Annotated in this window: 15 protein-coding genes; 9 read left to right on the top strand and 6 right to left on the bottom strand. The window is 41.0% G+C overall.

Annotated elements, in window-relative coordinates; genetic code table 11:
- Nucleotides 1-400: 400 nt before the first annotated feature.
- Nucleotides 401-673: a 50S ribosomal protein L27 gene (gene rpmA, locus FKG96_RS14340; RefSeq protein ID WP_013666567.1), complete on the bottom strand. Its 273-nt coding sequence runs from the start codon at nucleotides 671-673 to the stop codon at nucleotides 401-403.
- A gap of 46 nt (nucleotides 674-719) precedes the next feature.
- On the bottom strand, nucleotides 720-1,031 hold the full coding sequence (gene rplU / locus FKG96_RS14335) for a 50S ribosomal protein L21 (RefSeq protein ID WP_013666566.1): 312 nt from the start codon (nucleotides 1,029-1,031) through the stop codon (nucleotides 720-722).
- 403 nt (nucleotides 1,032-1,434) lie between these two features.
- On the opposite strand from rplU, the gene FKG96_RS14330 reads away from it, so the two are divergent.
- From FKG96_RS14330 to hutG, 5 genes are read left to right on the top strand one after another with little or no spacing between them, the layout of a single operon-like run.
- The gene (locus FKG96_RS14330; RefSeq protein ID WP_130857821.1) at nucleotides 1,435-1,926 is read left to right on the top strand and encodes a MarR family winged helix-turn-helix transcriptional regulator; all 492 of its coding nucleotides are present in this window, start codon (nucleotides 1,435-1,437) and stop codon (nucleotides 1,924-1,926) included.
- 11 nt (nucleotides 1,927-1,937) lie between these two features.
- Complete coding sequence (gene hutH, locus FKG96_RS14325) at nucleotides 1,938-3,500, top strand: histidine ammonia-lyase (protein ID WP_013666564.1); 1,563 nt, start codon at nucleotides 1,938-1,940, stop codon at nucleotides 3,498-3,500.
- Complete coding sequence (gene hutU / locus FKG96_RS14320) at nucleotides 3,478-5,151, top strand: urocanate hydratase (RefSeq protein ID WP_168204564.1); 1,674 nt, start codon at nucleotides 3,478-3,480, stop codon at nucleotides 5,149-5,151. The genes hutH and hutU overlap by 23 nt, the downstream gene beginning before the upstream one ends.
- A 14-nt stretch (nucleotides 5,152-5,165) precedes the next feature.
- Nucleotides 5,166-6,395: an imidazolonepropionase gene (hutI, locus tag FKG96_RS14315; RefSeq protein WP_130857823.1), complete on the top strand. Its 1,230-nt coding sequence runs from the start codon at nucleotides 5,166-5,168 to the stop codon at nucleotides 6,393-6,395.
- A complete protein-coding gene (gene hutG, locus FKG96_RS14310) occupies nucleotides 6,373-7,371 on the top strand; it encodes a formimidoylglutamase (protein ID WP_149105676.1) in 999 nt (332 codons plus the stop codon). The genes hutI and hutG overlap by 23 nt, the downstream gene beginning before the upstream one ends.
- On the opposite strand, the gene FKG96_RS14305 is transcribed toward hutG, so the two are convergent.
- Nucleotides 7,368-7,871, bottom strand: coding sequence for a hypothetical protein (locus tag FKG96_RS14305; protein WP_013666560.1), 504 nt, complete (start codon nucleotides 7,869-7,871; stop codon nucleotides 7,368-7,370). The genes hutG and FKG96_RS14305 overlap by 4 nt on opposite strands.
- 49 nt (nucleotides 7,872-7,920) lie before the next feature.
- Nucleotides 7,921-9,327 carry a dicarboxylate/amino acid:cation symporter gene (locus tag FKG96_RS14300; RefSeq protein WP_149105675.1) on the bottom strand — a complete coding sequence of 469 codons (1,407 nt, stop codon included), beginning with the start codon at nucleotides 9,325-9,327 and terminating at the stop codon, nucleotides 7,921-7,923.
- Between the two features lie 176 nt (nucleotides 9,328-9,503).
- Between FKG96_RS14300 and FKG96_RS14295 the strand changes: the two genes are divergently transcribed.
- From FKG96_RS14295 to rnhA, 4 genes are all read left to right on the top strand, one after another.
- Nucleotides 9,504-10,001 (top strand): RNA polymerase sigma factor, encoded by a 498-nt coding sequence (locus FKG96_RS14295; RefSeq protein WP_013666558.1) that lies wholly within the window; start codon nucleotides 9,504-9,506, stop codon nucleotides 9,999-10,001.
- The gene (locus tag FKG96_RS14290) at nucleotides 9,988-10,584 is read left to right on the top strand and encodes a hypothetical protein (RefSeq protein ID WP_130857825.1); all 597 of its coding nucleotides are present in this window, start codon (nucleotides 9,988-9,990) and stop codon (nucleotides 10,582-10,584) included. The genes FKG96_RS14295 and FKG96_RS14290 overlap by 14 nt, the downstream gene beginning before the upstream one ends.
- 101 nt (nucleotides 10,585-10,685) lie before the next feature.
- The gene (locus FKG96_RS14285) at nucleotides 10,686-11,129 is read left to right on the top strand and encodes a MarR family winged helix-turn-helix transcriptional regulator (protein WP_013666556.1); all 444 of its coding nucleotides are present in this window, start codon (nucleotides 10,686-10,688) and stop codon (nucleotides 11,127-11,129) included.
- A gap of 31 nt (nucleotides 11,130-11,160) precedes the next feature.
- Nucleotides 11,161-11,625, top strand: a complete 465-nt coding sequence (gene rnhA / locus FKG96_RS14280; protein WP_130857826.1) for a ribonuclease HI — start codon at nucleotides 11,161-11,163, stop codon at nucleotides 11,623-11,625.
- Between the two features lie 12 nt (nucleotides 11,626-11,637).
- On the opposite strand, the gene FKG96_RS14275 is transcribed toward rnhA, so the two are convergent.
- Together FKG96_RS14275 and FKG96_RS14270 are read right to left on the bottom strand one after the other, a co-directional pair.
- Entirely contained in the window at nucleotides 11,638-12,273 is a 636-nt protein-coding gene (locus FKG96_RS14275) for a carbohydrate-binding family 9-like protein (RefSeq protein WP_130857827.1), read from the bottom strand.
- Nucleotides 12,274-12,286: 13 nt separating this feature from the next.
- Nucleotides 12,287-13,408, bottom strand: a complete 1,122-nt coding sequence (locus FKG96_RS14270; protein ID WP_130857828.1) for a phosphotransferase enzyme family protein — start codon at nucleotides 13,406-13,408, stop codon at nucleotides 12,287-12,289.
- Nucleotides 13,409-13,522 lie beyond the last annotated feature (114 nt).

Here is a 13,522-nt window from a genome sequence, read left to right as displayed (position 1 = left end):
TATTTTTTAATAGCTAAAATTAACAATTATAAATGTTTACAAATTAAAGAAAAATTATTCAATATTTGCAACATTTTATACTTTTTTCGATAATTTTATCAACATATATTACATTTCATTGAAAAAACACACAAACCAAGCTGAAAAATCCAAAAACAAAAGATACAAACACCTGTCGCTCAGCAACTAATAAAATCGTTTTAAGTACATTTAATACGGATAAGTTAAGATTTTGCAGGTATAAAAGCGGTTAGGCCTGCGGTCTTTTCGGTTAATAACAAAAGTTTTACAAAAGTGGAAGACTCCTTTTGAAGGCTTCACTTTAACAGACAGATCAAAAAAAAGCCGCAAGTATATTTACCTGCGGCTTTGTATATTTTAAAGCTAAAAGCGCAATGGCTTAAGCTTCTGCTTTAACTTCAGCTGGAATTACCGATACGTAAGATTTGTTATTTGCTTTTTTGGTAAAAACAACTTTACCATCTACTAAAGCAAATAAAGTGTGATCTTTACCCATTCCTACGTTCTTATCCGGATGGTGTTTGGTTCCTCTTTGACGAACAATAATATTTCCTGCGATCGCAGCTTGACCGCCAAAAATCTTTACACCTAATCTTTTGCTATGTGATTCGCGACCGTTCTTCGAACTACCCGCACCTTTTTTATGAGCCATATCTTATCTTTATTTATGACGGCCAAGCCGTCTATTTAAAAATCAATTAAAGAGTAATATCTGTTATCTGGATTTTCGTAAATTGCTGACGGTGTCCGTTTTTCTTCTTGTATCCTTTACGGCGTTTCTTTTTGAAGACAATCACTTTATCTCCTTTTAAATGCGACAAAATCTTAGCCGAAACTTTAGCACCAGCTACACTTGGAGTTCCAATTGTAAACTTGCCACCGTCTTCTGCTAACAATACATTGTCAAATTCAATACTAGCGCCTTCATCCCCTTGTAAACGGTTTACAAAAAGATGCTGGTCTTTTGCAACCTTGAATTGCTGTCCGGCTATATTTACTATTGCGTACATTGTTAATTGTTTAGATATTAATATTTGTTTTAAATTTTGAAGCGCAAAGATATGCTTTATATTTCAAACTCGCAAGAGATTGTTGGTTATTAGTTGTTAGTTGTTGGTTATTCGTTATTAGTTGTTGGTTATTAGTTGTTGGTTATTGGTTATTGGTTGTGGGTTGCGAATAGTATCAAGACCTCTATCCTATGTCTTATATCCTATGTTCAACACTTTAAGCTTCCTGTCAACTTTCCACGCACAAAAAAAAATTATTCATCGCTCATCACTCCTGCCTATCGGCGGGCAGGCAACATTCATCACTAAAACTCTATTCAACAACCCGACTACCTATCCCCTCTCCTCTTGCTTTTTATCATACAATATTGTATAATTGTATAAGTACTTATACAAATCAATTATGGACTTTTACCGAACCCCTGGCTATCTCATATTTGGCAGCCGCTTACGAAGATTGAGTGAATATTATATCAGCGAATTAAACAGCGTTTATCAGCAGCTGGGAATTCCTTTTGACACAAGCTGGTTTTCTTTCTTTTATATTCTTTCGAAAACGGAAGACATTTCGTTGGTTGACCTCTCCAATCGTCTACAGATTTCGCATTCATCCGTTAGTCAGATGATCCACAATCTTCGCCGGAAAAAGTTGGTAAAAAGCGTACGTGACAAACAGGATGGGCGGAAACAGGTTGTCACTTTAACCAAACTCGGCCGGAAAATGTTAGACGACATAAAACCGGTCTGGAAAAGCATCGAATCTATTATGTCGGCATTTGAAGCCGAAGAGGAAAGTCTTACCGGCTTTCTTGAACGCCTAAGCAAATTGGAAAACGCGTTGAAAGCGAAACCGCTTGGTGAATGCATACTGGCTGACATGCAACTTGCACATTAAATCTTATGTTTATGGTATTTAAGTATGGAATTGATCGACTAACCGTTGCAAAAGCGTTAGCACTGGCTAATGGTAATCTGAAAGGTATTCTTACAAACGAGGCTATATCCAATATTACGCAAAGCTGCTCCTATGTAGACGAAATCGTAGATAAGAATAAAGTAGTGTATGGCATTAACACCGGTTTCGGTCCTTTGTGCGACACGTTAATATCAGCCTCAGACACGGCCAAACTGCAACACAATCTATTGATGAGCCACGCTGTAGGTGTTGGCGAGTTCGTATCTACCGAAATTTCAAAGATCATGCTTATCATTAAATTACATGCGCTTTGTTTAGGCTATTCCGGTATCAGGTTGTCGACCATCGAACGGATACATTGGTTCATCGAAAAAGATATACTCCCTTGCGTACCCGCTCAGGGTTCTGTTGGCGCTTCCGGTGATCTGGCGCCACTTTCTCATCTATTCTTACCACTTATTGGTTTAGGTAACGTTTACTACAAGGGACGCATGAGCGATACAGGCGATGTATTAAGGCAAGAAAACATCGAACCCCTCCAGTTGGGCCCAAAGGAAGGTTTGGCACTTATCAATGGCACTCAATTTATTGCAGCCCATGCGGTTCATGCCTTAGCGCGTTTTCACAATGCCTTAGATGCCGCTGATCTTATCGGTGCTATGTCTTTAGAAGGGTTGATGGGTTCTTCGAAACCATTTGATCCGCGTCTTCATGAGCTCAGGCCCTTTCCGGGCAACCGTTTTGTCGCAAGTAGAATATGGGCTTTATTAGCGGAGTCGGAAATTATTCAATCACATGTCAATTGTGACCGAATACAGGATCCTTATTCACTCCGTTGTATCCCTCAAGTGCATGGGGCATCGCGTACTGCTTGGCTTCACTTAAAACAATTAACAGAAATCGAATTAAATTCAGTTACAGACAATCCGGTAATTTTAGGTTCGTTGGATACAATAAGTGGTGGAAATTTTCACGGACAGCCTTTAGCAATTCCCTTAGATTATGCTACTGTAGCAGCAGCGGAATTGGGGAACATCTCGGATAGGAGAAGTTACCTGATTATCGAAGGCCGTTATGGACTGCCGAAGTTATTGATAAAGGATGCCGGGCTGAACTCAGGCTTCATGATTCCACAGTACACAACCGCAGCCCTGGTTTCCGAAAATAAAGGCTTGTGCTTTCCCGCCAGTGCCGACAGTATTCCCACTTCTTTAGGACAGGAAGACCATGTTTCAATGGGATCCATTAGCGGTAGAAAACTAAATAAGGTTATCGAGAATTTAGAATACATCTTGGCCATCGAACTGTTATATGCTACCCAAGCTTTGGATTTTAGGCATCCTATTCGCTCAACCTCCGTGTTGGAAGCATGTCATAGCTTCGTGCGATCGCAGGTTGCTTATGCGGAGGAAGACCGGATCTTCTCAACGGATATACAACACTTAAAAAACTTAATTGCCAGTGGCAAGTTTGTTGCTCGAGCGAACGAAGTGGCATTAAAATACCAAATAAACCTAAATGATAAAGATTATGAACAGTTCCAGCTTTCTTGAAAAATATGCACAACATCCCTTTTACAAGGCCCCTGTTGGAAATCAGCTGCATGCCAAAAATTGGCAAGCCGAGGCGGCCTTACGCATGTTGTTAAATAATCTAGACGCGGAAGTAGCCGAAAACCCTGAAGAACTCGTGGTATATGGAGGCATTGGACAAGCTGCCAGAAATAAAGAATCACTTCGCCAAATAATTACCCTTCTATTAGAGCTGGATGAACATCACTCGCTGCTTATTCAATCAGGCAAACCTGTTGGGGTCGTACGTACACATCCCGAAGCACCAAGAGTTTTAATTGCTAATAGCAATTTAGTTCCTGCTTGGGCGACCTGGGACCATTTCAATGAACTTCGGAGCCGGGGACTAATGATGTATGGTCAAATGACGGCGGGTAGTTGGATTTATATAGGTACACAGGGCATTCTACAGGGCACTTACGAAACCTTTGTTTCCTGTGCTGCGCAATATTTCAATGCCAACCTATCGGGAAAATTATTAGTAAGCGCAGGACTTGGCGGTATGGGTGGAGCCCAACCTTTAGCAGCCACCATGGCGGGGGCTGTTTTCCTAGGAGCTGATGTAGATCCTTCTCGGATTAAGAAAAGGATCGAGACCGGGTATATAGACCGAATGACGGATTCTTTTGAGGAGGCGGTTCATTGGACCCGAGCGGCTCAATCATCCAAAACACCGTTATCTGTAGGCTTAGTGAGTGACGCGGGAGATCTACTCCAACAACTATTGGATCACGGAATAATACCGGACATATTAACCGATCAAACCTCTGCCCACGATCCCATCAATGGCTATATTCCTCACAACCTTTCACTTTCAGAAGCACTTAAATTAAGAACGGCTAACCCATCACATTACAAGGAGTTGTCAATTAAAAGTATGGTCAGACATGTAAGACTTATGCTGGCCTTGAAGGCAAAGGGGGCAATCACGTTCGATTATGGAAATAATTTACGTGAATTTGCTAGACAAGGCGGGCTCACCAATGCGTTCGACCTCCCGGGCTTCACACCTGCTTTTATACGTCCTTTATTCTGTGAAGGCAAAGGCCCTTTCAGGTGGGTTGCCCTATCGGGAGATCCGGAGGATATTTATACCACAGACGAAGCCCTGATAAAAACGTTTCCTGCAAATAAAGGTTTACGTAATTGGTTGTTGAAAGCCCGTGAAAAAGTAAAGTTTCAAGGTCTGCCTGCTCGTATTTGTTGGCTGGGAATGGGTGAACGCGAGAAAGCGGGCTTGCTGTTTAACGACTTGGTACGTAGTGGTAAAGTAAAGGGGCCGATTGTTATTGGCCGGGACCATTTAGACTGTGGTTCAGTGGCGTCGCCAAATCGTGAGACAGAGGCAATGCTCGACGGATCGGACGCCGTGTCTGATTGGCCTTTATTAAATCTTATGAGCAACACCGCCAGTGGGGCTACCTGGGTTTCCTTTCATCATGGAGGAGGTGTGGGAATGGGCTACTCACAGCACGCCGGTATGGTTGTTTTGGCGGACGGTACGGATCGGGCTGACGCTTGTTTAAGACGGGTATTGTTCAACGATCCGGCAATGGGCATATTCAGGCACGTAGACGCAGGCTATGAGCGAGCTGAATTGTGCAATAGGAAGTTTAACTTGAAAAATTGGTGAGACAAAATATATTCATGAAAATCATAGGTCCTTTCGCACAAATCGTAACAATGGCAGGTCTTCCAATTAAGGGTAGCTTAAAGGATGAACAACTGCAAATTCTGGAACAAGGAGGCGTTCTAATTAAAGGCGAATACATCGTTGCTGTTGACACCTTCAACAACCTTCGCCGCGCTTATCCCGATGTAGTGATAGAAGAAACGGATTCAGTGCTAACGCTTATACCGGGGTTCGTCGATTGTCACACCCATATCTGCTATGCAGGCAACAGGGCTCGCGACTATGCCATGCGCGTTGCAGGGAAAAGCTACCTTGAGATAGCGCAGGCAGGAGGTGGTATATGGGAAAGCGTCCAACATTGTCGATCATCTACCGAGCAGGTGCTGGTTGACGGTATAGTACGGCGATCGACGGAAGCTTTAAGCCGTGGAACAACAACCATGGAAGTCAAAAGCGGATACGGCCTGAATAATGAAAACGAACTGAAGATGTTGAGGGCCATCAAGCAAGCAGATAAACTTATTCCGGTAGATTTAATACCAACCTGTTTGGCAGCACATACCCTCCCCCTTGATTTTGATGGCAGTCGGGACGAATATCTCAACAATATAGTAACGCAACTCCTTCCAATCATTGAGCAAGAGAAACTTAGTGCGCGCTTCGATATTTTTATTGAGCAATCTGCCTTTTCCCCTTTGGAAGCAAAAGAGTTCTTAAAGAAAGTAAAAGCTAAAGGTTTTGAGATTACGATTCATGCGGACCAATTCACCCCCGGGGGGGTACCGATAGCCGTTATGCTCGGGGCTCGATCAGCTGATCACTTGGAGCACAGTGGTGAAAAGGAAATAAGTTTGCTTGCTCAGTCGAACACTGTTGCCGTCTGTTTACCGGGAGCCTCGTTAGGACTTGGGATTCCTTTTAGCCCTGCCCGCAAACTTTTGGATGAGGGGGCAGGTTTAGCGATCGCAAGCGACTGGAATCCCGGTTCAGCTCCGATGGGACAATTGCTGACGCAGGCCTCCATTTTAGGAACCTTTGAAAAGCTGACCATGGCAGAAACCCTAGCGGGGCTTACCTATCGCGCTGCTTATGCGCTGAACTTACTAAACCGGGGCAGGATTGCTGATCAACAGCTTGCCGATATGCAAGCTTATTCTACCTCAGATTATCGGGAGATATTGTATTATCAAGGAAGTATGAAATCGTCAAAAGTTTGGAAAAATGGAAAACTTATATTACAATAACACAATGTATGACGAACCGCAACACAACTGGTGGCATGGACGCGTAGATGGTCTCGGTCCTAATCATTTAAGATGGCACCAATGTGTGAGACTTCAATCGCTAAAGCAGGAAATACCCTTGACACCAAATGGTATCGCCCTGTTAGGTTTTGCTTGCGACGAAGGGGTAAGGAGGAACCGAGGCCGACAAGGTGCCGCTAAAGGCCCGGAGCATATAAGAAGGGCGCTTAGCAACCTGCCTTTGCAACCATCGATGCGCACTTTATATGATTTTGGTGTCATAAAATGCCCGAATGGGGCACTGGAGACTACGCAAGATCTTTTAGCACACGCTGTCACCTCCCTTCTCGCATCCGGAAATTTTCCGATTCTTCTAGGTGGGGGGCATGAGCTGGCGCAACCACACTATCGTGGTATCAAAAAATTCGTGAACACCCCTTCCAAATCTATCGGAATTATCAATTTCGACGCACATTTTGATCTCCGAGAACCGGACGAAAATGGTGTAAGCTCCGGTACCGGATTTTGGGAGATCGCACAAACCAACCGGATCGAAAACCAACCATTCCACTACTTGGCATTAGGCATTCAGAAGACGAGTAATACTGTGCATCTATTCAATATAGCGGAGCGGTTGGGAGTCCGGTATATAGAAGCTTCCGATTTTCATTATATGAATTATGGTTTTCTACAAGAAATGCTGAACACGTTTATAGCGGAAAACGACTTCCTGTATTTAAGTATAGACATGGATGTGTTTGCTTCTGCATTTGCTCCAGGGGTGAGTGCGACTTCCTATAATGGGATATACCCCGACTTCGTCTTTTCATCCTGTATACAACAGATAGTAAATAGCAAAAAAGTATTAAGCATAGGTATAGCAGAGACAAATCCGCTATACGATATAGATGATCGCACAGCCAAGCTGGCAGCCTCGATTCTCATGCAAGCTACAGAAACACTGAGCAACATTTAATTTCTGTCTTCTGCATCCGTTAGGATACGCCGCACTTCGCTGACCATAGTTTTGGCGGCCTCAGTAAGTTTAGGGTCCCCATCAAAATTAGAATCAAAAAGCATTTGCTTACTTTTCTCTTTGTAATTGAATTTCAGAAAAAATCGCACCACATTTTTGGTGGTATCCACACCTGCAGCTTTATTGGTCATGTCGTCCGGAAAGTTCCAAAAGCCATATTCCGTTGCCTTTCGATGTAAATAAAGTAAATCATCTTTTCGTAGTTTCAGCGTACTCTTAACTAAAGAATCCCTCCGATTCATATATTGATATTCTTGGGTTTTGGAGTTGTACTTGTTTAGCATATGATCGGGTGTCCCATAATTGAATTCAACAGACTCAAAATCGGAAAATCGGAACGGGGCGTTTTTTATCATATTACTATAATAGAAAATACAATAACCTAAAAAAGGCACAATAATACAGATATAAAGGAAGATTTTTTTAGAGCGTTCACTCATGGTATATAGTTTTTAAAAGTATTGTTTTGTTCCTGATGTATAAAATTGACTAGGGCTTTATTTCGTCGTGTGGTGAGATTTTGGTATCCATGATATCTTCATTTACGGCATTCGGATTAAATTCGTTTTCCCATTTAGCTACTACCACAGCTGCTAAACAATTTCCGAGCACGTTAACTGAAGTTCGGGCCATATCCATTAATTCATCGATGCCCAGAATAATAAAAATGGGCCAAACAGGTAAACCAAAAGAGGCGGCCGTTCCCATCAAAATCACTAAAGACGCGCGAGGAATACCCGCAACACCTTTGCTGGTGATCATCAAAGTAAAAACCATCAGCAATTGTTCTCCAAAGGATAAATGAATCCCGGCAGCCTGGGCGACGAAGACGCTAGCCAAGGAAAGGTATAACGTAGTACCATCTAGATTAAAACTATACCCCGTAGGCATTACAAAGGCCACTATCTTACGCGGTACACCGATGCTTTCCATAGCTTCCATGGCCCTTGGCAAGGCCGCCTCTGAACTGGTAGTAGCAAAGGCAATAGATACCGGTTCGCCAACGGCTTTGATAAAACGTTTAATTGGTAAACCGATTATTAAACCAATAGGCAATAATACCAACAAAATGAATGCGATAAGCGAAACATAGAGCGTGGCTAGTAATTGAAAAAGGTTGACCAGAACGCCAAGCCCCATGTGCCCCACCGTATAGGCCATAGCCGCCCCCACGCCGATGGGAGCAAAATACATGACAATATTGGTGAATTTGAACATGACTTCTGATAAACTTTCGGTAAAATTTACCATAGGCATCCTCTTTTTTTCGGGTACCATAATTAAGGCTAAACCAAAAATCACACTGAAAATTACCACTTGCAATACTTCACCTTCCGCTACTGATTTTGCAATATTTTCGGGAAAAATATGAAGAATAATATCGTTTACGGTTTGTGGCTTGACATCCGGCAACTCCTCATGCTGATTTGCGGGAGGAATAATTCCCATACCCGCTTTACTGATATTAATAGCAGCCAAGCCGATAAACAAAGCGATGGTGGTAACCAACTCAAAATACAACAAGGACTTCCAACCCATCCGACCAACTTGCTTTATGTCAGAGTGTCCTGCGATACCATAAACCAAAGTTGCGAAGATCAAAGGCGACACAATGGTTTTAATTAACTTAAGAAATGCTTTACTTGCCACTTGTAAAGCCATCCCTATCTGCGGCCAATCATGTCCGATACTTGCGCCAATGACCAATGAAATCAAAATCCATGTCGTTAGCGTTCTCTTCCTAAATCCGTATAGTATTAAACCGATTATAGCAAGCCATCTAAAAAAAAACAATACCTGAGGGGGAATTACGTTAAAAATAAAATCGACAGCATATAATAAAGCGGCAATACTTACAGTGATTAGGGTAAAAAATACGGCTGATTTTGACTTCATATAATACATTAAGCAGTTCGCAATTCCACAAAAATAACCATTTAGCTTAAGCTTCCAATAAATAGATGTAATTTTACCAACGATAAAAAATGATTGCCTAAAAAATCCAAGGTAAAAAAGACAAAAAATTGTAACACGGACTAATTCCATTAGTCTAAACCTTAGTTGCTAAGAAAATGACGCGAAAAGAGGCCCTATTTAAGGATATTTTTGACAAAAATAACAGAAAGGTGTATCACCTCTGTTATGGTTATACCGGAGATAGCGAGGCTGCAAATGATCTTATGCAAGAAACCTTTATCAAGGTTTGGCAAAATCTTGATAGATTTAGAAACCAATCTCAAATATCAACCTGGATTTATCGAATTGCCGTAAACACCTGCTTATCCTATCTGCGTGTTGAAAAGCGAAAAGCCACCGACGAAATTAACGAACGGATTATCGAAACCAAAGCCGATGATGTTTCCGATAAGCAAGAGCAGGTAAATCAACTATACAAGTGTATATCACAACTAGAAGAAAATGAGAGAATTATTATCACAATGGTTTTAGATGAAATGCCTTATCAGGAAATCGCCGAAATATCAGGTATCTCGGAGGGAAATCTGCGGGTAAAAATACATCGGATTAAGAGCAAGCTAACAGAAATATATAATCGCCATGAAAGATTTTAATGAATTAAAACAGCTTTGGCACGTGCAGCAGGAACATGATGGTGTTAGCTACGATGCTATCCTAAATACAGTTAAACAGACGAAAAACAAGTATACTGCTAAACTTTTAAGCCATGTTATTAGCATTGCGGTCATCGTTCTGATAACAATCTATATTTTTATTTCTTTCCGGTTCCACACGTGGACGACTTTACTATCAATGTTCATTGTCATTACCTGTTTAGTATACTATATGTTAATCCAAATAAAGGATTATCGATCTATCAGCAGCAGCGAGAGTTTACTGAACAAGCCGGAAGCCTATATTGCTTATTTGCAAGCGTATAAACAGCACCGTTACCGATTGAACACCCGAAATTACACGATTTATACCATTAGTTTATCCATTGCATTGGCTCTATACTTAATCGAAATGTCTTTTTACGTATCAACCTTTGCCCTCGTCTTATTTGTTATTGGTACCATTATCTGGTTTTTGATATGTTATTTTGTGCTAATGAAAGTTTACATAAAAAAGGAAAGTGAGCGGCTGGAAGAGCTGATCAACAAGCTTAAAAAACTAGAGGAGCAGTTCAGGGATTAATTCTTTGTTTTTTTGTTTGAACGCCATTTCTTCCGACGGCCAAACAAAACAGCGGTAAATTGCGTATCTTGATAAGCTTATTGCGATAAACAAAGACGCACATGTATAAGACAGCGTTAAACGAAGACGAACTCGTAAAATTACTAACCGGCGTTACTTATACTGCTTTAGCACGTCGCCTGCTAAAGAACTTTAAAAAGGCCGGTCTCCAAATTACCATAGAGCAATGGGCCATTTTAGATGTACTTTGGCGTGCTGATGGCTTAACGCAACAAGAACTAGCTTCTCAATCTTTCCGGGATAAACCAAGTATAACACGACTGATTGACAATTTAGAGAAGCTCAACCTAGTAGTTCGTATTCCTGATAAATTTGACAAGAGGGTTAACCGTATTTTTCTTACTCACAAAGGACAAATACTTCAAAATAAAACGAAGCAACAAGCGGAAAAAACCATGGACGAGGCACTGGTGAATATTACGCCTGACCAACTTGCCCTGTGCAATCAAGTATTAACGACTATTTTTAAGAACTTAGCTGAATGATATCCCCGATTCTATCCTTATCTTTGCCTCAATGATTGAAATATTTACGGATGGGGCTTCCAGTGGAAATCCGGGACCGGGAGGTTATGGGGTAATTCTCAGGGCCGGACAATACTATAAAGAATTATCTGAAGGATTTAGAAAGACCACGAACAACCGAATGGAATTGCTGGCGGTTATTGTTGGACTAGAAGCACTAAAGAAGCCGGGGCATCATGTCACCATTTATTCAGATTCAAAATACGTTATTGATGCTGTTGAAAAAAAATGGGTGTTTGGCTGGTTGAAAAAAGGCTTTGCGGGGAAAAAAAATATGGATTTGTGGTTACGGTTTCTACAGGTGTACAAACTTCATCAAATCAAATTCGTATGGGTAAAAGGACATGCCGGCCATCCCGAAAACGAACGCTGTGATCAATTGGCGGTGCAGGCAGGAAAAGACAAACAAAATCTTAAGATTGACCGCGTTTTCGAAATGGAAAACGGGCCGGATTAATGTTCTAATCGATTAGGATGCGAAATGAAGCTTGCCAAAAAAGGCCGGTAGATGAAAGTTTGGCTTAGGATGATCAATGGGCGCCCAAGACAAGAAATGCGGAATAGGCAGATCATCTCCACATTTATAGAAATTCGCTAGGCATTCGCGTGCCTTTAATGAGTTAATGCTATCTTCCTTAAAAACACTAAAAGGAATATTCGCCACTAGATCCCATTGCACGCCATTAGGTGTTGCATGGATATTGGTGTCTCGATAAATACTACCAATGCGATCTTGAGAAGCCAGTTGTCTTTTTTCCATGATTTGACTACCGTATGCCGACAACATCGTGCCAATACAATTGAATTCGAAATTATAATAATTACTGCCATCAAAAGAAATAAAGAATTCGACACAGCTATCCCGATATACCGGTTCGTTATTATGGAGGTAGGCTGCACGGATATGTTTTTCGAACACTTCATAATATAATAAAATGCTTTCATCCGTATAGGCGATTTTGAAGCTTACCTTTGGTACATAGTAATATTCTTTCCAGTTTAGGGATGCAATGGCATGTGCTTCTATCATTGAAAATACGGAACGAATGGCGTTTCCTGTAGCGGTGCTATCCAATGAAGGTATATAGGGAACTTCTAGACTCATGGCAGTTTTTAATTTAGCTAAGGTAAACGTTTGCCTCTCTTTTCACAAGATCTCGCAACAATTCTTCATGCTTTTCGATCTCAATTACCAATCTCATCTGAGCCTTTGTCCGTTGCAAATTATGTGTAGGATGGCTTATTTTATAATAGGTATCTCCGTTAAGGTAATCCGTTAAAAACCGGATCATCTGCATATAAGGAAGCAATAACACACCATCCACCAAAGACTTAATTTCCATTGGATATAAAAAGTGGTGCGCTGTTTCCAGGTATCCCTTCGTATAAGCTTCAAACAAAGGAATGTTCAGTTTTATCCTATCAAGATCAGCCTCATCTTCCGCGGCTGAATTAATAATCGTTCGGATCGCGTCACCAAAGTCATACGCTACATAACCGGGCATAACGGTGTCCAAATCGATTACGCATTGTGCTTTGTCCTCTTTATTCAAAAGCACATTGTTAAATTTAGTATCATTATGGGTAATTCTAAGCGGAATTTGGGATTTTGCTGCCATATTTAAAATGGTATTCATCTTATTTTCCCGCTCCTGTATAAAATCGATTTCTGATCGAACTTCATCTACCCTACTAGCCATATTCTTGTTAATAGCGTCTCTAAAATCTCTTAACCTGCTGGCTATATTTAGAAAATTCGGTATAACCTCATGAACATCAAGCGGATTCAAATCAGACAACATTGCTTGAAAGTTCCCAAATGCACGTCCGCCTTCTCTCGCTTGCTGTATCGTTTCTACAATATCATACGATTTCGTGTTTTCTATAAGAATAAATATACGCCAGTAGTTATTCCTTTCATCTTTAAAAAAAAGATCGCCATTTTTTGTAGGAACAGGGGTAAGTACTTTTCCCTCGGCATCTTTCTCGTTTTGTCCGATCAATTTATGTTTGATATGATTACATACCAACGCTATGTTCTGCATCAGGTGTTCAACGTTTTTAAAAACATGATTATTAATACGCTGTAGCATATAATTAGGTCCCTCTTCCAAGTCTGTGCATATTCTATAAGTATCGTTAATATGGCCCGAACCAAAAGGTTCTATATCAACGGCTTTACCTTTAATCGCAAAAAAATTCACAATAGGCAAAAATTCAGCGGCCTTGTTGTTTGGCATGTCTATCATTAAGTGTATAAAAACTTGAAGTTGAAAATTAATATCGTCTTAAAACTAGTTTCTCTATAATTTGATGCAATATGCGAAAATGAAAAACAACTTCATACATAATTA

The sequence above is a fragment of the Olivibacter sp. LS-1 genome (assembly GCF_008245145.1).
Lineage (GTDB): Bacteria > Bacteroidota > Bacteroidia > Sphingobacteriales > Sphingobacteriaceae > Olivibacter > Olivibacter oleidegradans.
This window is presented reverse-complemented; position numbering and strand designations above follow the sequence as displayed.